Source organism: Lentzea sp. NBRC 102530 (assembly GCF_030269365.1).
Lineage (GTDB): Bacteria > Actinomycetota > Actinomycetes > Mycobacteriales > Pseudonocardiaceae > Lentzea.
In genome coordinates, this window is sequence record NZ_BSTF01000001.1 from 931,222 (window position 1) to 953,978 (window position 22,757).

Here is a 22,757-nt window from a genome sequence, read left to right on the forward strand (position 1 = left end):
CTAATGCATCTGCACGTCCTGCTGAAGTCCTCCCTGGTAGGGGCGGTAGGTGACCTGGTTGCCCTCCAGCACCAGCTCGACCTCGACCGTGTCCGGGAAGGGCGGGCCCAGGGGCGCCAGCAGCACCGGCGCGTGACCTGCCCGGTGGATCCGGACGTTGACGCCCTGCTGCGTCGCGATCAGGTGTCCGAGCAGGTCACGGGCGTTCTGCCAGCCGTTGTTCTCGTTCGCGTCGCTGTGCATCCGCCAGTTGGCGTTCTCCACCAGCGACCCGTACAGGTGACCCTGGTGCATCGGCCTGCCGACGCCGTAGTCCGCGACGGCCTTCGTCACCTTCTGGTGCGTGGCCGCGAGCCGCACGACCTCCCTGCGCAGGGTCATCGGGTCGACGCCGCGGGCCTGGCCGACGACCGAGTACAGGCCGTTGGGCGTGACGGGCGGCGCCGGCTGGCGGACGAGCACGTCCTCGTTCAGGTACCGCAGCTGCCGTTGCGCGGTGCTGACGTGGTCGGACGCCACCACCCCGTGCGCCGCGACGAGCTTCTGGTCCTTCTGGATGCCCGCCTGCATCTGATCGAACGGCGCGGGCATCGGTGCCGACACCGCCGGGTTCATCTTGTTCTTCTGCAACGCGCCGAGCTGGTTCGCCATCGTCTTCGGCGGCTGCCAGGTCGTCTTCGTCTCGCCGTCCGCCGGGGGCAGGAACGGCTCCACCAGCGCGTGCTCACCGGTGGCGAGCCGGTCGCGTTCGTCGGCGAACTTCGTGCCCTTCTTGGCGGGCCTGCCGTCGAAGAACCGCTCCGACACGCTCGGCAGCGCGGTGTGCGACTGCGGCAGCTTGCTGTCCTTGATCAACCCGTAGGCGATCCTGGACAGGTCCGTGCCGGTGTCACCCGCGACGAAGTCCGTCTTGAACGCCTCGCCGCGCACCGGGTGCCGGTTGTTCTGAACGTCCACTTTGGCGCGTTCGGTGGCGGCGGCCATGTCGCTCGCGTCCTGCGGCGTGTGCAGCTTCGCGAGCTCCGCCGCGTAGAACCGGTTGAGCGACTGGCTGAGCTGGCCGTACTCCGCCCCGCCCGGTCCGAATCGGACGGTCGGGTCGGTGAGCGGCACCAGGGCGTCGACGAAGAGGTTCGGCTCCGGCGTGTAGGGCAGCAGCGGGTGGATGCCCTGCTGCGTCCTGCGCGCCTGCATGTCCGCGTCGATGGCGTGCACGAAGTCGTGGTAGAAGTTCTCTTCGCCGAGTTGTTCCCTGAACTCCGCCTTCTGCTGGTCGGTCGTGCTCGGGTCGTTGTCGATGCGGTCGAGGACGTCGGCGTGGAGCTGCTCGGGCGACACCGCGACCCGGTAGCCGCCGCCGATCAGCAACGGCCTCGTCGGCGCGCCGGCGTCGTCGCCGACCCTGCCGTCCACGAGCTGGGTGACGTGGTCGAAGACGTGGCCGCCCTGCCTGGTCGTGCGGTCGGCGGGGTCGAAGTCCATGACCGCGACGTACGGGTGCGTCCCGGTGGCCGCCAGCGCGGTCACCGCGAACGCGTGCGCGTCGCTCTCCAGCGTCGCGTTGCGCGTCTCGCCGAACTTGAAGCCCTTCCGCCCGTGCACGACGCTCACCAGCGCGATCGGCTCGGTCCGGCCACCGATCACCGGCGCCGCCTGGGCCATCGCCGCGTCGATCTCGGCCTGCGTCCCGGCGTTCACGCCGAGCACGAACGCCACCCGGCCGTCCACGTCCTGCGCGCCGGCCATGACACCGTCGACGACGGCCGGCAGCTGGTCGAGTTCGCTCGCCCGCACGATCATGCTGACCACGAACGACGGCTTCTCGTCGTGGTCGATGCCGTGCTGGGTGCGCTGCAGGTAGTTGTCCGCGGTGAGCTGGACGAGTTCGTGGCCCCGGGCCAGGTTCTCGTACGCCGCGTTGTGCACGCCGTGCTCGTTGAACGTGCTTTCCCGCATCTCGGCGTCCTGGGTGTCCTCGATGGACAGTTCCTCGAGGTCCTCACGGGTGCGCTTCACCGGGTCGGCCGCCGGGTCCGTGCCGAGTTCCTCGTTGCCGCGCTTGGGCATGTGCGGCGGGGGCAGCTCGGACCGTTCTTCGGCTTGCCGCTGCGGCGGGTTGTGCGTCTGCAGCGCCGCCATCCGGTCGGAGACCAGCTGGAGGTGGCGCGGCTTGAGCCGTGCGTCCGCCTCGCCGATGCCGTCGTTCATGGGGGAGTTGTCGTCGACGACGTGTCCCTTGCCGTCCTGGTGCTGGAAGATCGGCTTCACCGGGCCGGTCTCGACGTACTCGTCCCGCAGGCCGAGGAAGTGGCCGACCTCGTGGGCCAGCCTGCGCTGGTCGGTGTGCGAGGGCCAGGTGAGCTGGTCGGCCCGGCCGTCGGGGTCGTTCGTGACGGCGACGGTGGCGTGCGCGTCGGCGGGGTCGTCGGTGAACTCGACGGTGACGTGGAACTGCTCGCCGCCGGGCAGCCGGTAACCCTGGTTGAACATCTCCTCGACGCCGGCACGGGTGCGGTCCTGCACGTCCGGCGTGCCGTTGTCCAGGTGCAGCCTGACGGTGAAGTCGCGGACCTGGACGCCGTCGACCTCCAGGGTGCGGAGGTCGTAGGTGATGGGGCCGCGCCAGGCCTGCATGGCGATGCCGTTCGGGCCGACCTTGGTGGAGTCGAGCACGCCACCGGCTTCGCCGCGGACCCAGCTGGTGGCCGGGGTGGTTGCGCGGGCGTGGGCGATGGCCTCGGAGGAGACCGGGGTGCGCGGGTCGAACCAGTCGGCGGTGGTGTCGGTGCTGTGCAGCGGGTCCGCCTGGGTGGCGGGCTGCTCGGCTTCGACGGTGGCGACCGGCTCGGCCTCGACCGGGCTTTCGACCGCGGGCTCGGCTTCGGCGGTGGTGTCGGCCGCTGGGGCGGCCTCGACCTCCGGCTCGGCTTCGACGGCGGCTTCAGCAGCGGTCTCGGGTGCGACCGGGGTTTCGGGCTGGGTGTCCACTGCGGACTCCGCCGGGCTCTCGGACACCGTGGTGCCGCCCGGCACCGGCGCCTCGACGACGTCCCTGAACGCCGCCTCCTGCGCCACGCTCGCGCCGTGGTCGTAGCCCATGCCGTGGGCGAAGACGTCGGTGGCGAGCTGGTCCGGGTCGGCGGTGTAGGACGGCGTGGTGCCGATGGCGTCCCACATGCGGTGCGCCCAGGCCTCGAAGGCGGACCGGCTGCGCGGGTCGGCGAGGTCGCCGAACTGCGCCTGCTGGGCCGTGCCGATGACCGGGTGACCGAACTCCTTCTCGAACGCCCTCGCCACCTGGGCGGCGCCGTGCCGCTGGATCAGCGTGGCGACGTCGGCGGTCCTGGTGTCGAGGACGACCGAGGCGCGCAAGAGGCCTGCGCCCTGGCTGGTGGGCAGGGCTTGCTCGACCTGCTTGACCAGCGGGGGAGCGTCGGTCATCGCGTCCGCGGTCAGGGACTTCAGGTGGCTCGCCACCACGACGTCCGGGACGCTGGCCGGAGCTTCGACGTCTGGAGCGCTGGTGTCCGGGGCGGACGTGGTCGGCTCGCCGCTTGCGGGGGCGTGCGGCGGTTGCGGTGCCTGACGGGTCGACGACGACGCCTCGGCGGACAGCACAACGACGGTGTCGTGGTCGGTGTCGCTGGGCGAAGCCTCGGTCACGGTGATCACGGGCGGCTGGGGAGGCACATCGGTGCCGCCATCGGTTCCGCCATCGGTTCCACCGTCGGTCTCGCCGTCAGTCCCGCCATCGGTCTCGCCGTCAGCGCCGCCGCGGGTCCCGCCGGTGCCGCCGTCGGTGCCGCCGTGAGTCCCACCGCGGGTCCCGCCGCCGGCACCACCGTCGGTCCCGCCGTCGGTCCCGCCGGCCGCCGGAGCCGGAGGCGCGTTGAACGAGGCGATCTGCCGGTCCACCTCCGCCTTCTTCTTCCACCACTCCTGCTGCAGGTCGTCGGCCGCCCGCCGCGCGTCGTTCAGGCGCGTCTCGGCCGCGGTGACCAGGGCCTCCTGCGTGGCGCGGTCCTGCGCCAGCCGGGCGGCTGCCTGGTCGTGGGTCGCCTTGGCGGCCAGGCGGTCCGCCTGGGCCTGGGCGATGACCTGCTGCTGGGCCGCCACGTCGGCGCGGCGGGCGCCTGCCTCGGCGCGGAGGTCGCTGATGGCCGCGTTGGCGGCGTCGAGCCGGCGTTGGGTCTCCCGCATGGAGTTCTGCGTGGAGTCGAACGTCGCCTCGGCGGTGCGCAGCGCGGTCTCGGCCTCGGCGTGCGACCGGCGGGCGGCGTCCACCTGGGGCTGCAGGCCGGGGTTGGCGGCCAGCTGGGCCTCCAGGCGCTGCACGGTGGCTGCCTTGGTCTCGACGTCCGTGCGGGCGTCGTCGATCTCGAACTGCGCGGTCATGGCGAGCGCGCCGAAGCCGCCCACCTTGGGTGCGAGGTCGTTGATCTGCTCCAGGGTCCGCGCCACCTCGAGGCGAGCGGTCTCGGCGCGGGCTTCCAGGGCCGGCAGCTTCGCCTGCTCGTCGAGATGGGTCTGGATCGCCGCGTTGTAGGCGATCTGGACCGGGGTGAACGACGAGTCGGCGCGCGCGTTGGTCGCCGCCACGTCGTTGATCACCTGCTGGGCCTCGTGGCGGCGGGTGTCGACGGTGACCTCGGCGGTGCGCCAGGCGTCGGCCGCGGCCTTCACCTGGGTCTGGGCACCGGACAGCTCAGGGCTGAACGGGCGGCCCAGCAACGCCTGCGCGTCCGCGACGGGCATGCGGACGGCGGCCGACGAAGGCACCGACAGGTCGACCACGGAGGTCTTGCCACCGATGGTCGCGACCACGCGGTACTCGACCCCGAACCGCACCAGACCGGTGGTGGCCTTCGGCTTGAGGTTGTTGACCTTGTTGTCGGTCTGGCCGCCGCCGACGGCCGACGAGTCCTCGGCCGCGTGTCGCAGTTCGACACCGCTCACAGCGACCGCCACGTTGTCGCCGGGGTCGGTGTTCTGCTTGATGCCCGCGCCACCGGTCGCGAGACCGACCGACACGTCACCGGTGTCGGCGACCTTGGAGTCGGTGCTGGTCGCGGTGACCTGCGTCCTCGGGTTCTCCAGCGCCACGCCGTCGCTGAGCGCGCCCAGCGACGGGTCGACCAGCTTCGCGTAGACCTTGACGTCCGCGTCCTGCCCGAACGTCAGCGCCGCCTCGTGCAGGCCGGGCACCGACAGCGGCCCGGACAGCATCGACGGCAGGTGCGGTTGCAGGTTCTCCGGGCTCAGCGTGGACAGCAGGCTGTTCAACGAGCCCGTGCCCTTGCCGGTCAGGCCCTTGCCCGCACCCGCGCCCTTCAACGCGTCCAGCGCGGCCGTGCGCAGGTCCGCCGCACCGCGGAAGTTCTCCACCGACGCACCGGCGGGCAACGAGGCACCGCCCGCCTTCCACGCGTCCACCGCGTCCGGAGCGGCGTCCGCCGCGGTACCGGTGGTCTGCGTCTTCGTGTACGGCGCGGGCGCCTCGGTGCCGCCGACCTTCTGGTTGTCCGCGTGCAGGCGGACGGTCATCGACTGCACCCCGCTGGGCTGCGAGGCGACGACCTTGTCACCCTTCTCCACCACGAGCTCGAACTCGATCGGCACGGTGTAGCGCGCCGCCGGTCCGCTGCCCGCGCGGAACGCCGAGAACTGGTCGGTCGTGGACGTGCTGACCGAGCTGCTCGTCGACGAACCGACGTTCGCCGCCGCCGCGACACCCGCAGTGCCGGACACGTTCGGGTTCGCGCTGCCCGGCGCCGCGAGGCCCGGTGCCTTGAGCCCGACGCCCCAGCCGGTGCCGCGGCCCTGGCCGTCGGTCACCTTGTGCGAGCCCGTGATCGTCGACTCCATCTCGACGCCGTCGTTGACGACGTCGACGAACTCCGGCGTACCGGCCTTGGCCTTCAGCGTGACCTGGTAGGAGTCCTTGCCGAACGTGCCTGGCTGGTGCACCAGCAGTGGAACGCCGCCGTCCAGTGCGCTGTCGATCATCGCCTTGACGCTCGCGGGCGAGCTGAAGTCGACCAGGCGCTGCAGGTTGCTCATCGAGTCGTCGAGCACCGAGTCCGGCAGCAGCGAGCCGCCGAAGCGCTTGGACGTCTTGGCGTTCACCTTCGTCGACAGGTCCGACACCACACCGGACAGGTCCGGCACGCTCTCCACGGTGGACAGACCCAGCGCGCCGGGCTCGCCGGGAGCCACGGTCGCGGGCGGCGCCATCTTCGGGAACTCGGGCCTGGGCACGTCCGGCTGCACGTCGGGCAGCAGGCCCATCTCCCTGGCGACGTCCTCGGTCACCCGCACGAACACGGAGTTCGGCAGCGAGACCGTGGCGCCCTCGGCGTGCGGCTTGGAGCCCGCGATGAAGTTGGCCGCCCGGCTCTCGCCGACCACGGTGACGTCGGCGTCGAGCTGCACCAGCACCGTGCGGGCGCCGGAGGGCGTCACGCGGTTGCGGTCGTGGCTGCCGCCGACCTCCTTGCCGGAGGACCTGGAATCCGACCACGGCGTGATCTTGCCGGCCACCGCGACACCACCGGCACCGCTGGCGGGCGTGGGCTCACCGGCGGGCGGGGCGGGGTCGTTCGGCTTGATCGGCACGTTGATGCCGCCGGTCACGTCCACCGACCGGCTCGTCGACGACGTCTGACCGGCCTTGTAGCCACCGGTGCTGGCGTTCTCCGTCGCCGTGTCGTCCGAAATGGACACGATCTTCGGGTTGCTCAGCCCGAACTTCACGCCGATCGCGCCGGTCCGGTCGAGCAGCCTGCGGTCGTACTTGAGGCCTTGCTCCCCGATGCCGGTCTCGGTCAGCGTGCGCAGGTTCGCCTTGATGTTCTCCGGGGAGAACATCCTGTCGATCTGCGCGCGCGACGCGGTGCCCGGCACGGTCAGCGCCGAGTCACCGCCCGCCGCGCGGTTCAGGGCGTCGATCGCCTGGTCGCGCAGCGCCGTCGTGTTCGCGACGGCCTCCACGTGCAGGAAGTCCGGTGCCTTGTCCGGGTTGCGGGTGCTCAGCAGCTCCTTGACGGTCGGGGCCTTGTCCAGCGCCTTCGGCTCCGGCGTCCCCGGCTCGAAGCCCTTGCCGGGATCGGTGTCCAAAGTGGAGCTGTCGGACACCCACAGGTTGACCTCGCCCTTGATCGGGGCGAGCCCGCCGTCACCGGTCTTCGCGACCGTGGTCTGCACCGGCGCCTGGAAACCGGGCGCGCCGGGCACGATCCGCCGCACCCAGGCCCGCGGACGGGTGAACGTGGTGATCTCGACCTCGAACTCGACGTCGCCGCGGAACACCTGGGCGTTCGGGCTGCCGACGTTGAGCGACGTGCTGTTCACCGTCGGACCGGCGGTGGTCTTGTCGGTCCACGAGTGGTTGTACTTCACGCCCGCCTGCGGGGTCGGCGTGAGCTTCGCGACCGACGTCTGGCCGGGGATCACGACCTTGCCCTCGACGCCGCCGCTCCAGCCCTTGGTGGTGCTGGAGGAGCTGTCGAGCTTCGGGCCGGTCGACGACGCGTCGCGCACGTTGCGCAGGTCGGCCTGCCCGAGGTGCTTCGGGTCGCTGACCTTCGCCTTGACCGTGACGTTGACGTAGGTGTTGGTGGAGCGGCCGCTGTTCTTCAGCTGCACCTGGACACCCGGACCCAGGAGGCTGTCCATGCTGGTCCGCAACGCCGCGGGGGAGAGCTGCGAGGTCAGCCTGCGCTGGTTCGCGAGCTGCTCCGCGACGTCCGCGAAGTCCTTGCCCTTGCCGCTGCGCGGGTCCGCTCCGGCCTCGTTCCACCTCGGCAGGAACTTCTCGAGCCCCGGCACCTTCCGCAGCTCGGCCTCGACCTGCTGCTGGACCTCGGCCGCCACCTCGAACTCGCCGACCTTGGCGTTGCCCGTGGCGATCGCGTCACCGAGGTAGGGCGGCGGGAACTTCCTGCCCTTGTTGGAGTCGTCGACGATCGAGGCGCGCGTCCCGTCCGGCGTGGGCAGCCCGGCCTGCGCGGCCTCGGGCAGACCGACGCGCAGGTACGTCGTCACGGGGATCTTCACGCTGTCCCCGGACGGCGTGCGCACCTCGACCTCGGCCGTCACCTTGTACAGACCGGTGTCGCCCTTGAGCTGGATGCCGCTCTTGTGCGCGGTGTTGATGCCCGCGTTGACGTTCTCCGCGGTGCGTGCCGAGTACCCGAGCGTGGCGCCGACCTGGCCGCCGACCGCGTTCGGCACGCCGATGTTGCCGCCGAACCCGGCCGTGACGTCGCCGCCCGACTTGGTCGTCGAGGACACACCGCTGCTGTGCGCCGAGGACTCGTGCAGGCGCAGCTGGCCGGTGCCGAGCGTGCCGACGAGCTCCGCCTTCTGCAGCGTCGCCGTCATCTGCACCGCCGCGCCCTTGCTCGCGTGCGGGCTGACCAGGTCCGGCGACGTGACGTACGCGCCGCCGAGCATCGCGCCGAGGTTGTTGCGGATCTCGGTGGGGGACAGGAAGTTCTGCAGCGCCTCCCGGCCGGGCGAGCCGACCTTGACGATCGACGGGTGCAGCTTGCGCGCGACGTCCTCGAACGCCTTCACCTGGTTGTCGACCGTCACGGCCTCGGGCGCGGGGTGCTCGAGCTTGGTGCCCCACTTCGGATCCGCGGGGTTGTGGCCGTCCTTGGCGGTGCCGGAGCCCGTGATCACCGCGAGGTCGTTCGGGACCTGCAGCGTCACGTCCGTGCCGGTGTCGACCGTGCCGACGGTCGTGTGGCCGCCCTTGGCGTCGGTCAGCGTGATCTCGTACGCCACCTTCACGACCGCCTGCGTCGACCCCTCGCCCGCGCGGATGATCCGCTGGTCGGTGAGCGACGACGACGTGCTCTGCGACTGCGCCGGTGTGGCGAACTGGGCCTTGCCGCCCAGCGAGCCGTACGGGCCCATCGCGACGCCGGCCGTGGCCGAGCCGCCGATGTCGTTGGCCGTCGCGACGGTGTGCGTGGCCGAGGACGAGGTGCCCGACTGGGCGGTCGCGTCGACCTTGACGCCCGGAGCGTCGACCGGGGCGGTGTCCGTCTGCGCCTGCATGGTGGCGCGGACGTTCACCTCGTAGGCGTTGTTGCCGATCTTGACCTGGAAGTTGCGGCCGGAGTCGAGGAACGACTCGAAGTCGCCCCTGATCGCCTGCTGGATGCGGGCGGCGTCGTCGGCCTTCAGGTTCGAGATCGCGTTCGTGACGTTCTCGGCACCCCGGACGTCCGTCGGCGCGATCGTGCCCAGCGCCCTGTTGTCCTGGAAGAAGCCCGGCAACGCCTGCGTGCCCGGCATGACCTGGCCGACCGCGGGCGGCGCGAGCACGGTCATCGGGAGGACGACCGGGTTCGGCTTCGGCGGCGCCGGACGGGTCTCGACGTCCGGCTCGGCGTCCACGTCCGCGGTTTCCGGGGCCGTCCACACAGGACCGTCCTGGCGCGGCGGTGCCTGGCGGGTCGGCGCGTCGTCGACGTCCATCGCGTCGGGGTCGTACGGCCGGAACGTCGACTTGCCGGTGTCGTCGTTCGGCGTGACCTCGAACTCCAGCGCGGGCTCTGCCGAGGTGCCGGTGAACGGCTGCAGCGTCAACGACTCACCGGGACGGTGGAAGACCACCGGCCGGCCGAGCTGCGTCGCGAGCACGTGACCGGCGAGGTTCTCCGCCGCACGCACCTTGACGTGGTCGGCCGCCTTCGCGTCGGCCTCGGCCTGGTCGAACGCCGACTGCTCCATCGGGTCGACGTCGCCGGGCGTGCCCGTGTGGTCGATCCCGGGCGAGGTCGGCTCACCGGGCGCCGGCGTGAAGCCGGCGGGGATCCTGGTCTCGGGCGCGGGGCCCGGTTCGAGGAACGCGGTGGCCACGTGGCCGTTCGCCAGGCGGTGCTGCTGCCGGTACCGCGCGATCTTCGTGGTGACCGCGGGGGAAGCGCTCGCCGCCTTGGCGATCGTCTCCCTGCGCAGGTCGGTCGACGTCCGGGGATCGTTGCCGAGTGCGTTCGCGGCGGCGTCGAACAGGCCGTTCGGGCGCGGTTCGGCCGCGTACTGCAGGACGCCGTGCTCCAGCGTGCCGAACGTCCGGGTGACGTTGCTGTTGTTGTCGGCCAACGCCATCGCGAGCGCCGCGGCCATCTTGTGCTGCTTGGTGCTGGCGTCGATCGGGGGCAGTGCTTCGAGCGCGGCCTGCTTCTCGGCTTCCCGGAGCGCCTTGTCCGCCGCCTGCTGTGCCGCCTTCTCCTCCTTCGTGAGCTTCGGCCCCTTCGGCGCGGCCTTCTTCTTGCCCTTGTCCTCCGGCGGCAACGGCGGCGTGTACACCGGCGGCACGCCCGAGTCGAGACCCGAGTACCCGATCCCGGCCTTCATCGGGGCCGAGACCGCCCGGTTCAGCGTGTTCTTGTCCTGCCACCCCAGCTTGCGGGCGTCCCCGTCGGTCGAGTCGTCCGGCTGCCAACCGGGGTCGACCGACGTCTGGTCGTGGCGCCCCGTCTCCGGGTCGTAGTCGTACTCGTGGTGCTTGACCTGCTGGGGCTCGCGCTCGGCGTGCTCCTTGGACTTGAAGTCGTTGCGGATGTCCTTGGGCCCCGTGCCCTCCTTGGCCGCCTTGGCGGCCTGGGCGACCTTCTTGGGGTCGACGACGTCCGGGCCCGCACCGAAGAACCGGCTCGGCACGGTGGTCCAGTCGACGTGCGACTGCGGCCACGACCTGCGGCCCCGCTCGGCGTACTCGAGCGCGAGGCGGGACAGGTCGGTGCTCACCGCGCCGTCCACGAAGTCGGTGGAGAAGTTCTGACCGCGGAACGGGTTGCGGTTGTTCGCACCGTCGACGGCCGCACCGGAGGCGATGTTCGCGATCTGGGTCTGGCGGTCGTTGCCCGACTTCCGGTGCACGGCCTGCGCCGCGTGGATCTCGACGAGCTCGTGGGCCGCGAACTGGTTCATCGACTTGCCGAGGCCGTTGAACTCCGCGTCGTCCTTGCTGAACCTGACCTGCGGGTCGACCAGCGGGACGACGGCGTCGACGAACAGGTTCGGCTCGGGGGAGTACGGCAGCAACGGGCTCACGTCGGCCTGCCGGACGCGCGCGTCCATGTCGTCGCGCATGGCCTGCTCGAAGTCCTCGACGAAGCCGGGCTCGTTCATCTCGGCCCTGGCCGCCTCGAGTTCCTCCTTGCGGGCCTTGATCTCCGCGATCCTGGCCTCGGCCTTGTCCGGGTCGAACTTGGCGCCCTTGCCCTTGCCCTTCGCGGCGGCGTTCGGGTTGTGGTTGTTGATCTGGTTCTGAAGCTTGCCCGCCTCCGCGTTGAGCTTCTTCGTCTCCTTGTCGATCCGCGCCTCGACCTGGCCCTTGATGTCCGCGTCACCGACCCGGTAGCCGCCCGAGTACATCAACGGGCGGAGCGGCGCGATCCCCTCCGGGCTCATCGAGTCGCGGAAGTGGTTGAAGACGTCCTTGCGGTCACCGGTCACGAGACGCGAGCCGGTGTCGAAGTCCTGGATCGAGAGGTACGGGTGGGTGTCGCGGCCCAGCATCGCGCCGACGGCGAACTTGGTCGCGTTGCTGGTCATCGTGTCGTTGCGCATGTCGCCGTACGGGAACTTCGCCGAGGCGGCCGCGGACACGGGGTCCAGCCTGACCAGGGCGATGGGCACGTCGAGCCCGGCGATCTCGCGATTGGCGTTCGCGATGGCGACGTCGAGCGCGCTCTCGTCGCCCTTCTTGCCGTTGACGCCGACCACGAACACGATGTCCTTCTTCAGGTCACCGGCGTTCGCGGTGATCGACTCGACGACCGACCTGATGCCGGTCTCCGGATCGCTCAGCTGGCCGTGCCCGACGATCATGTTGACCACGAACGACGGCGGCTTGTTCTGCTCGACGCTCCTGAGCAGCTTGCCGACGTGCTCCTGCCGCGACGGGATCGGCACGGCGTCCGCCGAGAGCTTCGCGAACGCCTGGTTGTACTTGAAGTCCACCGGGCCGAGGTCGAGCTGGCCGAACTTGGCGGTCAGGTTCTCGACGTCGGCTGCGAGCGCCGCGTCCTCCTGCCGGGACCTCTTGTCCGCACCGGACGGCTGGGTCTCGGCGTCGCTGTCGTTGTCGAAGTCCCGCTCGTCGCGCTTCTTGCCGGGACGCGTGTCGCCGTCGTGGCTCTCCCGTGCCCACGTGGTGTCCCGCGGCGTGGTGATCGGGCCGGTGTGGTCCAGCCTGGTGTCGGGCACCATGACCTGGCTGTTCGCGGTGCGCTCGACGAGCCACAGGTGCCGCGGCCGCAGGCCGGGCTCCTTGCCGTGGACGTCGGCGCCCATCATGCCGCCGTCGTTCTGGTGCACGCCCGAGTTGGTGTCGTGCTGCTGGAAGACGCGGCTGGTGTCCTTGTACTCGTCCGGGACGCCCAGGTAGTGCAGCGTCTCGTGGGCCAGGACCTCGGGACTGGTGTCCGGGTTCCAGTGCTTCTGGTCGACGTTGGGGTTCTTCGGGTCGACCTTGATGCTGGTGTGCGCGTCGGCCTTGTTGTCGACGAACTCCAGGTTCAGGTGGAACTGGTCGCCGCTCGGGAGCCGGTGACCCTGGTTCAGCAACGAGTTCACGCCGTTGGTGGCGTTGGCCTTCAGCTCGGCCACGACCTCCGCGTGGACCTTCGCGGCGGGGTCGAGGTGCACCTTGACGGTGTACTCCTGCACGAAGTTGCCCGGCGAGGTCTCGATGCGCCGCAGGTCGTAGTTGATGAGTCCCTTGTAGGACTTCAGCTTCGACGGCGTGCTGTCCGTGCGGACGTCGCGCACGACGACGTCGACGGTCTTGACGTTCGCGTTCGCCCGGCGGTCGGCCCACGTGCTCGGGTCGGCCGGCTTGCTCGGCGCGAACCAGTCAGCGGTCTTCGCCGGGTCGTGCCGCCACGACTCGTCGGTGAGGACGTCCTTGCCCGCGTGGGACTCTCGAGTCGGCGGCGTCATCTTCGGCGGCGCGCCGACCTTCGGCACGTCCCTGCGGCCGTTCGGGACCGGGGGAGCCGGCGGGGCGTCCGGCGGTGCCGGACGCGACGAGCTCGCCTCGGCACCGGCGCGGCTGGTCTCCGCGGTGTCCTTCGGCGGGGCGGGCGGCGGCGTGTCGGTGTCCGCGCTGGTGTTCGTCTCGGCGTGCGCCGGCGCGTTGCCGTCCTTCGGCGGGACCGGCGGCGGGGTGGGGTGGTTGAACGAGTTGATCTCGCCGTCCACCTTCGCCTTGGCGTCCCACCACTTCTGCTGCTCGGCGTCGGCCTTGCGGCGCGCGTCGTCGAGCTTGGTCTCCGCGTCCCTGATGTCCTTCTCGGCCTTGGCCTGCTCGTCCACCAGCTTCTGGCGGGCTTCCTCGGCCTTCGTGCGGGCGTCCCGGGCCTCCGCGGCGACCTGCTTGTGCTCCTGGAGGTCCGTGCGGGCGTCCGCGGCTGCCTGACGCCGGGCGTCGAACTCCGAGCGCGCGTCGGAGAGCTGCTGCTGGGTGTTGATCAGCGCGGTGTGCGCCGCGTCGGCGTCCTGCTCCAGTTGGGCGATCTGCGCCTCGGGCGCACCCTCGGCCCGCGCGTCGGCGAGCGCGTTGTCGGCCACCTGCGCGTCCTGGCTGAGCGACACGACCTGGGAGTTGAGGTCCTGGATGGTGGCGCGGGTGGCGGCGGCGTCGGCGATCGCGCCGTCGAACGTCGTCTGGAACGGCGTGACGTCGTTCTCGGCGTTGAGGTGCGTCTCGATCGCCGTGTTCGCCTTGACCGAGGCCTCGGTGAGCGGCGTCTCGGTCCGCGCCATCACGGCCGCGGCCTCGTTGATCCTGTCCTGCGCCTCGTGCCGGGCGTCCTCGACGGCCTTCTCGGCGGTCCGCCAGTCGTCGGCCGCCTTCTTGACCTCGGTCTGCGCGTTCTTCACCGAGTCGCTGAGCGGCTGCTTCAGCACCGCCTCGACCTCGGCGGCGGGCATCCGCACACCGGCCGAACCGGGCACCGTCAGGTCCACGACACCGGTCTTGCCGCCGATCGTCGCCACCACGCGGTACTCGACGTCGAACTGCACGAGACCGCTGCGGGACTTGTCCGCCGGCTTGACGTTGCCGCTCGAGGACTGCGACGGGTTGCCGGACACCGCGGCGGAGTCCTCCCCGCCGTGCCGTCCCTCGACACCGCCGGTGCCGAAGTTGACCGTGTCCTTCGGGTCGGTGCCCTGCTTGACCGCGGCGCTGCCCTGCGCGAGACCCACCGACACGTCGGCGGTCTCGGACACCTTGGCCTCGCTGGAGGTCTCGGACGACCTCGTGTCGAGCGGACGCTCGATCTTGACGTCGTCGCTGAGCGACCCGAGCTGCGGGTTGACGAGCTTCGCGTACACCTTGACGTCGGCGTCCTGCCCGAACGTCAGCGCCGCCTCCTTGAGGCCCGGCACGTCGAGCGGGCCGGACAGCATCGACGGCAGGTGCGGCTGCAGGTTCTCCGGGCTGAGCGTGGCGAACAGGGCGTTGAGCGAGCCCGTTCCCTTGCCGGTCAGGCCCTTGCCCGCGCCCGCCTCCGTCATCGCCTTCACCGCGGCGTCGCGCAGGTCCTTCGCGCCGCGCAGGTTCTCGACCGACGCGGTGGAGGGCAGCTGCGAGGCACGGGTGTCCTGCTGGAACGCGGACGTCGCCGCGTCGGTGCCGAACTCGGCGCCCCGCCGGGAGGACGCGGACATGTACGGCTGCGGTGCCGCACCACCGGCGATCTTCTGGTTGTCCGCGTGCGTGCGGACCTTCATCTCCTGCGGGCCGCTCTCCGCCCTCGCGACGAGCTGGTCGCCCTTCTCGACGACGATCTCGAACTCGACCGGCACGCTGTACTGCGCGGCCGGCCCGCTGGCCGTGCGGCTGTGGCTGAAGCCCTCGGTCGTGGAGTTGGTCAGCGAACTGCTCGTGCTGCCACCGACGTTCACGCCCGCGGCGACACCCGCGGTGCCCGAGACGGCGGGGTTCGCGCTGCCCGGCGAGGCCAGGCCCGGCGCCCGCAGCCCGGCGCCCCAGCCGGTGCCGCGGCTGACGCCGTCACTGTCCTTCCTGGACCCGCCGACGTTGTGGGACATGTCCACGCCGTCGTTGACGACCTGCTCGAACTTCGGCGTGCCGGCCTTGGCCTTCAGCGTGACCTGGTAGGAGTCCTTGCCGAACGTGCCGGGCTGGTGCACCAGCAGCGGAACGCCGCCGTCGAGCGCGCTGTCGATCATCGCCTTGACGCTCGACGGCGAGTTCAGGTCGACGATGCGCTGCAGGTTGCTCATCGAGTCCTGGAGGACCGAGTCCGGGATCAGCGGGTCGCTGCCGAACTTCTTGGTCTTCGTGGACAGCTCGGTGGTGAGCTTGTTGACCGCGGCGGAGAGGTCGGGGACCGACTCCACGTTGGACAGACCCAGCGCACCGGGCTCGTTGGTCGCCACCGTCGACGGCGGCGCCATCTTGCCGAAGTCCGGCTTCGGCACGCTCGACTCGACCTTGGGCAACGCGCCCAGGTCGCGCGCGACGTCCTCGGACACGCGCACGAAGATCGACTTCGGCATGTCCACCGTGACGCCCTCGGCGTTCGGCGTGCCGCCGTGCAGGAAGTTCCCGGCGCGGCTCTCGCCGACGATCGTGAACTCGGCGTCGATCTGGACCAGCACGGTCCGCGCCTCGCCGGAGGTGCTGCGGCCGCGGTCGACGTTGCCGCCGATCTCGTTCGACCTGGTCTTGCTGTCCGACCACGGCGTGATCTTCGCGGTCGCCGCGACACCACCGGAACCGCTCGGGTTCGAGGGCGTGCCGGCGGGCGGCGGGGTGACGTTCGGCCGCACCGGCACGTTGATGCCGGCGGTGAGGTCGACGGACCGGGAGGTCGTGGACGACTCACCGGCCTTGTAGCCGCCGCTGACCGAGTTGTCCGTGCCGGTGGTGTCCGAGATGGCCACCAGCTGCGCCTTGCCCAGCTTGACGGACATGCCGATGGCGCCGGAACGGTCGGTGACGCGGCGGTCGTACTTGAGCCCCTGCTCCTGCACGCCGGTCTCGATGAGCCGCTGCAGGTTCGCCTTGATGTTCTCCGGGGCGAACATCTTGTCGATCTGCGCCCGCGACGCGGTGCCCGGCGTGGTCAGGGCGGAGTCGCCCTTGGCCGCCGCGTCGAGCGCCTTGATCGCCTGGTCCCGCAACGCGGTCGTGTTCGCGACCGCCTCGACGTTGAGGAACTCCGGCGACTTCGGCCGTGCGGCCTCCGGCGCCAGCAGCTTCTTGACGGTGGGCGCGTCGTCGAGCCGGGTCACCGTCGGGTCGCCCGGCTTGAAGCCGTCGCCAGGGTTGTTGCTGAGGGTCGCGCCGTCCTGCACCCACAGGTTGACGTTGCCCTCGATCTTGGGCAGCTTCGGGTCGCCGGTCCTGGCGACCGTGGTCACCTCGGGCGAGTGGAAACCGGGCGCGCCGGGCACGATCGTGCGCACCCACGTGCGCGGCCGGGTGAAGGTCGTGATCTCGACCTCGAACTCGACGTCGTTGGAGAACACCTGCGAGTCCGGGCTGCCCGACTGCGCGTTCGTGGCCGAGACCGCCGGGCCCGCCGAGGTCTTGTCCGTCCACGAGTGGCTGTAGGACACACCGGCCTGCGGCGACGGGTTGAGCGCGGCGACCCCGGTCTTCACCGGGATGTTCACCCTGCCCTGCACGCCACCGGTCCAGCCCTTGGTGGTGCTGGTGTTGGCGTCGAGCTTCGGGCCCGTCGTCGTGGAGTCGCTGACGGCGTGCTGGTCGGCCTTGCCGAGGTGCTGCGGGTTGCTGAGCTTCGCCTTGACCGTGACGTTCACGTAGGTGTTCGTCGTCTTGCCGGTGTTCTTCAGCTGCACCTGGACGCCGGGCCCGAGCAGGCTGTCCATGTTCGCCTTGAGCGCGGCGGGGGACAGGTTCGCGGTGATCTTGCGCTGGTTCGCGAGCTGTTCGGCGACGTCGGAGTAGCCCTGGCCCTTGCGCGGCTCCGCGTTCGGGTTGTTCCACTGCGGCAGGAACTTCCGCAGGCCGGGGATGTCCTTGAGCGCGCCCTCGACCTGGCCCTGGACCTTGTTGGCGGCCGCGAACTCGCCGACCTTCGCGTTGCCGGTGGCGATCGTGTCGGCGACGAACGGCGGCAGGAACTTCGTGTTCGCCGTCGCCGGGTCGGTGATCGTGTTCCTGGTGTCCGGCGTCGTGACCAGGCCCACCGCGCCGGCCTCGTTGAGGCCCATCCGCATGTGGGTCGTGACGTCCATCTTCACGCTCTCACCGGAGGGCGTGCGGACCTCGACCTCGGCCGTGACCTCGTACAGGCCGGTTTCGGCCTTCACGCCGATGCCGGTCTTGTGGTTGCTGCTCGATCCCGCGCTGACGCCCTCGGCGGTGCGCGCCGAGTAGGTGACGGTCGCGCCGACCGTGCCGGTGACGGTGCCGGGCACACCGATGTTGGCGCCGATGCCCGCGTTCGCGTCGAACCCGGTCTTGGTGGACGCGGACACGCTGCTGCCCCAGGCGGAGGTGTCCTTCAGGTCCAACGCGGCGCTGTCGTGCGTGCCGACGAGCTTCGCTTCCTTGAGCGTCGCCTTCATCTGGACCGCGCCGCCCTTGCTGGCGTGCGGGCTGACGAGGTCGGGCGACGTCACGAAGCCGCCGAGCATCGCGGGCAGGTTGTTGCGGATCGAGGTGGGGCTCAGGAAGTTCTGCAGCGCCTCCCGGCCGGGCGAGCCGACCTTCGTGATCGACGGGTGCAGCTTCGCGGCCACGTCGGTGAACGCCTTGCCGGAGTCCTTGACCACCACGGCTTCCGGCACCGCGTTCTCGACCTTGGTACCCCACTCCGCGTCGGCGGGCTTGACCGCCGGCGTGGTCTGGGGGGTGTCGACCAGCGTGCTGAGGTCCGTCGGGACCTGCAGCGTGACGTTGGTGCCGGTGTTCACGGTCGTGGACGGCTTCGGGTTGCCGCTGGCGTCCCTGAGCGTGATCTCGTACGAGACCGGCGTCTTGACGGTCTTGGAGCCCTCGCCGGACTTGATGGCGCGCGCTTCGGTCGTGGTGTTCGTGGTCGACTGCGAGACCGCGGGCGTCGCGATGGCGGCCTTGCCGCCGACCGAGCCGTACGGGCCCGCCGCGACACCGGCCGTCACCGCGCCGCCGACGTCGTTGGACGTGGCGATGGTGTTCGTCGTCGAGGACGCGGCGGCGGCCTGGAAGTTCTTGTCCACCTTGGTGTCCGCGTCGGCGGTCACCTCGGTCGTGGCGTCCGCGCGCATCTCCGCGCGGATGTTCGCCTCGAACCACTTGCCGTCGAGCTGCACCTGGAAGTTGCGGCCGGTGTCGAGGAACGTCTCGAAGTCGTTCTCGAGGGCGGCCTTGATGCGCGCCTGGTCGTTCGGCTTCAGGGTGTCGATGCTGCCGACGACCGCGTCGGCGCCCTTGACGTCGACCGGCGTGATCGAGCCCAGCGCCTTGTTGTCCTGGAAGAAGCTCGGCAGGTTCGTGCCGGGGACCTGGCCGACGGGCTGCGGAGCCGTCGTGGTCATCGGGATGGCCGGGCTCGGCTTCGGCGGCGCGGGACGGGTCTGGACGTCGGCGTCGGTGTCGGTGTCGGTGTCCACGTCCATGTCGGCGGGCGCCGACCGGGTGTCCGTCTCGGGCTTCGGCGGCGCGGGACGGGTGTCCGCGTCCATGTCCACGTCGCCGTCACCGTCGCGCGTGGAGTCGTCACCGTCGCGCGTGGAGTCCCGGTCGCCGGGGCCCGTCGGGCCGTCGCTCATCTCGTTGGGCCGCGGCGGGTTCTCCGGGTCGTGCGGGGTGAACCTGGTCCTGCCGTTGTCGTTCGGGTGCGCGTCGACGTGGATCGCCGTCGCGGGGTCGAACGTCGGCGGCTGCCAGTTCTCGATCTCCTCCAGCTTCTTCTTCGACATGCCCGGCTTGATCTCGGGCCTGGGCTCGAAGAACGGCTCGACGGTCGTGGTCGCGCCGTTCGGGCCGTGGATCGTGATCGGGCGGCCGATGTCGGTCGCGAGCAGCTTGGCGGCCAGCACCTCGGCCTGCGCCAGCTTGGCGTTCTCGGCCTTCTGCTCGGCCTTGTTCTCCGCGTCGTACCGGGCCTTCTCGGCTTCCGACAGCGGCTGGTGGTCCGGGTCCTCGATGCTGTTGTCGACCTCGACGTCACCGCTGCCCGGCTGGTACTTCGGGTCGATGGGGTCCGGCGTCAGCGGGCCGGGCTCGAGCAGCGAGCTGACCAGGTGGCCGTTCTCCAGCCGGTGCTGCTGGTTGAAGTCCGCGATCTGGTCGACGATCCCGGGCGTGGACGTCCAGCCGGTCTCGACGGCACCGGCGCGCAGGTCCGTCGCGGACTTGACGTCGGTGATGGCCGGGTCGGCGACCATCGCGTCGTGCACGGCGCTGAAGATGCCGTCCGGCCGCGGGTCACCGGCGTACGGCAGCGCCCCGTGCTGGAGCGTGCCGAACTGGCGCGTGACGGTGCTGGGGTTGGTCGACATCGCCAGGTTCAGCAACGCGGCCATCTTCTCCCGCTTCGCGGCGGGATCGATGCCGATGCTCCCGTGGCCGGAAACGGGCGTGGAGACGGCCGGGCTGAGCTTGTTCTTGTTCGGCTCGCCGAGGAACTTCTTGTCCCCCGCCGAGGGGTTCCAGCCGCCCTGCGGTTCGGCCTTCTTCTTGTGGACGCCGGAGTTCTCGTCGAACTCGTAGCTGTGGGTCGTGACCTGCTGCGCTTCGCGCTTCTCGTGCGGCTTGAGCTTGGCGCCGGTCTTCGCTTCGCCCTTGTCGTCGAGCGGCCCGAAGGCGTCGCGGATCTTCGCGACGGACACGCCGCTCTTGGCCGCGCGGTCCTCGAACATGCGCGACGTCACCGAGGTGAGCACGTCGTGCGACTGCGGGAGCTCCGCCCCCTTGGTCTGGGCGAAGGTGTGGGCGAGCCGGGACAGGTCGGTGCTGACCGCGCCGTCGACGAAGTCGCTGGTGAAGTTCTCGCCGCGGTAGGGGTTGCGGTTGTTCCTCAGGTCGACCGCGATGCCCGAGTCGACGATGCTCTGGTTGAGGATCTTGTCGACCGCGGCGTCCACCGCCGCCTGGGGCGCGTTGGGCGCGTTCGCCGTGAGCTCGGCCCTGATCTCAGCGGCCTTCCGGTCGATCTGGGCGATCGAGTCGTCGATCGACTCGAGGGTCTTCTGCTGGGCGGGGCTCGCCCCCTCCGGCTGCCTCGCGATGTCCGCTTCCAGCTTCGCCTTGGCTTCTTCGAGCGCCCGCGTCGGGCTCGCCGGTGGCGGCAGCTGGTTCTCGTGGATGTCGACGACCTCGGCGCCCGCGAACTCGTTGATCGACGCGCTGAGTCCGCCGAACTCGTTGCCGTCGGGGCCGAACTTCACGTCGTGGTCGACGACCGCGACGTTGCCGTCCATGAACAGGTTGGGCTCGGGCGAGTACGGCAGCATCGGACTGGAGTCCTTCTGCCGATCGCGCGCGTCCATGTCGTCGCTGATCGCCTTTTGGAACTTGTCGACGAAGTCGGGGCTGTTGAGGAAGTCCTCGGTGGCCCGGATCGGCTCGAGAGCGGCGTCCTTCTCCTCGCGGGTCAGGAAGTCGTTCTTCTCGATCGCGTCGCGGTCCTTCTGGATGCGCGCCTGCGTGTCCGTCTTGAGCTGCACCGGGTCGCCGACGCGGTAGCCGCCCGAGTACAACAGGGGGCGGTTCGGACCGGCCGGCGTGTTCATCGACTCGGCGACGTGGTTGAAGATGTCCTTCGGCGGTGCGCCGTCCGGCGTCTTCACCGTGCGCGAGCCGTTGTCGAAGTCCTGGAACGAGATGTACGGGTGCGTGCCCTTGCCGTTCATCGCGCCGACCGCGAACTCGTTGGCAGAGCTGTGCATCGTCTCGTTGCGCATGGTGCCGAACGGGAAGTCGCCGTCGAACGTCGTCAACGGCACCAGCGCGATCGGCTCGGTGCGGCCCGCGTTCGTGATCGAGTCGTTCGCGGTGTTGATGCTGTTGGTGATGTCGGGGCCGGTGCCGGTGGGACCGTTGACACCGATGACGAACACGATGTCCTTGGCGAGCGGGCCGGCGTCCCGGGTGATGGCGTCGATGACCGTGTTGACGTTGGTCTTCGGGTCGTTCAGCTGCGTGTGGCTGACGATCATGTTGACCACGAACGAAGGAGGCTTGCCGCCCTCGACGCTCTCCTTGAGCTTGGCGAGGTAGTTGTCCCTGGTGGGGACGTCGAAGCCGCCGTTCGCGAGGTCCCGGAACGCCTGGTTGTAGACGACGTTCTGGTTCGTCATGGCGTTGACCGCGCTGTCGACGGCGGCCTGGGTGTCCGCGTCGAGCGCGGGCTGGTCGACCTCCATCGCGGTGTCCGCGTCGCTGTCCACCGTGGACGGACCGGCTTCGGTGCTCGGGCCCGCGACGTTGTCCGGGTCGAACTCCGGCCCGTCGTGCTTCGTCCTCTTGGCGCTGGGTTCGGCGTCGGCGTTGGTGTCGGCGTTGAGGTCGATGCCGCCGACGTCACCGAGGTCGCTGTCCTCGGAGTGAGCGCGCTTCGCGGGACGGGTGTCCACGTCGGCGTTCGCGTCGATGTCCGGGTTCGGCGAGGCGTTGGTGCCGGTGTTGGCGTCGGTGTTGGCGCCGGGTGCCGGAGACGAGCTCCTCGGCGTCCAGTCCGCGGGCGGCGGCACGGTGGCCGGGCCGGCCGGGTTGATCGTGGTGTCGGGCACCATGACCTGGCTGTGGGCCGTGCGCTCGATCAGCCACAGGTGCCGCGGCCGGATGCCGGGGTCGGGCAGGTGGACGTCGGCGCCCATGAGGCCGCCGTCGTTCTGGTGCACGCCCGAGTTGGTGTCGTGCTGCTGGAAGACCCGGCTGGTGTCCTTGTACTCGTCCGGGATGCCCAGGTAGTGCAGCGTCTCGTGCGCCAGGACCTCGGGGCTCGTCTGCGTGCCCCAGTGGGTCTGGTCCGGGTTGGTCGTCTTCGGGTCGACCTTGATGCTGGTGTGCGCGTCGGCCTTGTTGTCGGTGAACTCCAGGTTCAGGTGGAACTGGTCACCGCTGGGCAGCCGGTTGCCGTTGTTCAGCAGGTTGTTGACGCCGTTGGTGGCGTTCTCCTTGACCTTCGCGATCTGCTCCGCCGTCATGTTCGCGGCGGGGTCGAGGTGCACCTTGACGGTGTACTCCTGCACGAAGTTGCCGGGCGTGGTCTCGATCCGGCGCAGGTCGTAGTTGATGAGTCCCTGGTAGGACTTGATCTTCGACGGCGTGCTGTCCGTGCGGACGTCGTGCACGACCTGGTTGACCGTGCGCACGTCGGTGTCGTTGCGGCGGTCCGCCCAGGTGCTGCGGTCGGCCGGGTTGTTCGGGTTCGACCACTCCGCGCTCCTGGCGGGGTCGTGGCGCCACGACTCGTCGGTGAGGACGTCCTTGCCCGCGTGGGACTCCGGCGTCGGCGGCGTCATGGCCGGCGGGGCGCCGACCTTCGGGATGTCGCTCCGCGTGCCGTCCGGGTTCGCGTTCGGTGCAGGGGGAGCCATCGGCGGTGCGGGCGGCGGCGCGGGACGCGCGTCGCCGTTCTGCCGCGCTTCCTGGACGTCCTGGGTGAAGTTCCGCAGGCCCTCCAGGTGGCTGACGTCGTGGCCACCCGCCCGGGCGTGCTCGATCTGCTGGTCGAGGTGCGCCTGCACGGTCGCGATGTCCGCGTCGCTGAACTGGCGCCAGCCGTAGGAGTTCGGGTCCG

Annotated in this window: 1 protein-coding gene (running past one end of the window); it reads right to left on the bottom strand. The window is 70.5% G+C overall.

The window, feature by feature from the left end; translation table 11 throughout:
* A protein-coding gene (locus QSK25_RS04085) for a hypothetical protein (protein ID WP_285632839.1) crosses the window boundary here: on the bottom strand, positions 1–22,757 show its 3' portion. 7,759 nt of this gene lie beyond the right edge of the window; the window shows 22,757 of its 30,516 coding nt (coding positions 7,760–30,516); the start codon falls outside the window, past its right edge; the stop codon is at positions 1–3.